This is a genomic window from Mesorhizobium sp. M0590, from assembly GCF_040320905.1.
Lineage (GTDB): Bacteria > Pseudomonadota > Alphaproteobacteria > Rhizobiales > Rhizobiaceae > Mesorhizobium.
Window position 1 is genome coordinate 1 of record NZ_JAMYQN010000061.1, and the last position, 2,327, is coordinate 2,327.

2 pseudogenes are annotated in these 2,327 nt (G+C 60.8%); one reads left to right on the forward strand and one right to left on the reverse strand.

The annotated features are described in order from the left end of the window. Positions 1-136: 136 nt before the first annotated feature. A pseudogene (locus tag NKI52_RS32555) lies at positions 137-1,228 on the reverse strand (IS3 family transposase). A gap of 429 nt (positions 1,229-1,657) precedes the next feature. Here NKI52_RS32555 and NKI52_RS32560 point away from each other — a divergent pair. Continuing rightward, positions 1,658-2,250: pseudogene (locus NKI52_RS32560) on the forward strand (IS5 family transposase); the annotation flags it as partial. Positions 2,251-2,327 lie beyond the last annotated feature (77 nt).

Below are 2,327 nucleotides of genomic sequence, written 5' to 3' on the forward strand. Positions count from 1 at the left end.
AGGGCCCTGGCCGCCTGAGCACCGTCATGTGTCCGCCGCTCCGCTAAACACGGGGGCTGCGCGGCGGACACGCCGACGTCACCGCGATGCCACGCCATTTTGCAGAACTTGACGCACACAACTGGCGGCGGAAAATTCATGCCGCCGCCATGAAGGGGGTGGGATCGAAGTAGGCCTCGTCCGGCGTGCGCCGGTCAAGGCTGGGACGGGGGCGCAGTCGATTATAAAAATCCAGGTATCGGCCAAGCGAGGTCGCGCGCCACGCCGACGCTGTCGTAGGCATGCAGATAGACTTCTTAATATTTGACCGATTTCCAGATGCGCTCGACGACGACATTGTCGCGCCATGCGGATCGCGATTTCGTTGGCGATCAGAACGTCGGTGAAGGGCTCGCTGGTGAACTGGCTACCCTGATCGGTGTTGAAAATGCCGGGCGCGTCACATTTTGTCAGGGCTTCCTCCAGCGCCTCGAGACAGAAGTCCGCTTCCATCGTGATCGACACGCGATAGCTGAGCACGCGCCGGGTGAGCCAGTCGACCGCGGCGGCCAGATAGACAAAGCCGCGCGCCATCGGATATAGGTGATGTCCATCGCCCAGACCTGGTTCCGACGATCGACCTTCAGTCCGCGCAGGAGATAGGGATAGATTTTGGGCCCAGGTTTCGACGTGTCCGGTCGGCGACAGATCGCCTCGACGCCCATGCGCTTCATCAGCGTGGCGACGTGGCGGCGGCCGATCTCGACGCCCTCCCGGTTGATAAGGTCGCGCGGCTGCCCGCGAACGGGTATTCCAGATGCAGTTCATCGATGCGGCGCATCAGCGCGAGGTCCTCGGCCGTGGCTTTTAGTAGACGCTGGCGCGGCTGATGTTCAGAGCCTTGGCCTGACAGACGATGGAAAGGTCGTGGTTGCGGTCGATCTTCGCTTTACGCTCAGCATGCCGGCCTCGATGAGCGCGCCTTCCAAAGAATCGTTCTCCAGCGCCAGCTCTCCGATCTTGGCGTGAAGCGCCTTCAAATCCACCGATGGCGCCTCGGCGCTCGCATCGCCCGAGCCGAAGACGCCGGCGGCTCCATCAAGCAGTTGCGCCTTCCAGGCTGTGATTTGGTTCGGGTGAACATCGAAAAGCTGAGCCAACTCGGCCAGCGTCTTTTCGCCCTTGATGGCAGTCAAGCCACCTTGGCCTTGAAAGCCGGTGTGTGGTTCCGGCGCGTTCGCTTCGTTATGGTCTCTCCTGACTCGCGGTAACTACGTTGCCGTGTCAGGCGGAAAATCCACTTATCGTTCTGTCCAGATTCCCCAAGCCAACTCTAACCGCTTTCCGACCAGTCGATCCGACTATGCCTGACGTGCTACATAGCGATATCGAGCATCACACCGTCTTGAACGATTTGCTCCTTTGTCGGAGGTTAACAGCGCATGGTCATCCGCAAACGCGCTCCGACTGCATACTCGAATAGATGCATCACATGCCCCACCACGCGCCCCTTGCGCGGTCAGCACAACGGTTAAGTCAAGTCGTTCACGCTTAGCCGCCCACATCCTTCAGCGGCCTTAGAGCCTGACCCCAAACTCGGTTTTGGGGGTGGAAGCGGTTGAGCGGCCCCGTCCGTTGTGATTCGTTTGAATTGTCTAGACTTGAACGGGATCACGACATGGGTTGGACGGAGACCACCCGCCGGCGATATTGCCGCGCGGGGCAGCGAGATGCAAACGCGTTGACGGACAGGGAATGGGCGTTGATCGAGCCGTTCCTGCCGGGAACGAAGACAACGGGACGACCGTGGACGACAGAACTTCGGGCGGTCGTGGACGCGCTTCTCTACATCGCCTGGACCGGCTGCCAATGGCGGGCATTGCCGGACCGGTTCCCGCCGGTTTCCACGGTTCAACGCTATTTCTATGCCTGGCGGGACAACGGGCTGTGGAAGACCATCAACTTCCACTTGGTGGCTGCGGCACGCCTGGCGCTTGGTCGCGAGGCGAGCCCGAGCGCCGGCGTCATCGACAGCCAATCGGCAAAGACCACGGACGTTGCCGGTTTGCGTGGTTACGACGCCGGCAAGAAGGTCAAAGGCCGCAAGCGCCATATCATTACCGACACCGAGGGGCACTTGGTCGGGCTGACGGTGCACACGGCCGACATCCAGGACAGGGATGGGGCAGTCGGCGTCATCGCCTCCATTCGACGGCTTTCTCCCTGGTTGCGGCATCTGTTCGCGACGGCGGCTATGCCGGAGTGCGTGTTTCAGAAATTCGCGGACACCCATTCCGCTAATTCGCGGACAGGGATTTCAGTAATTACGGGACAGTGATTCCGCTAAT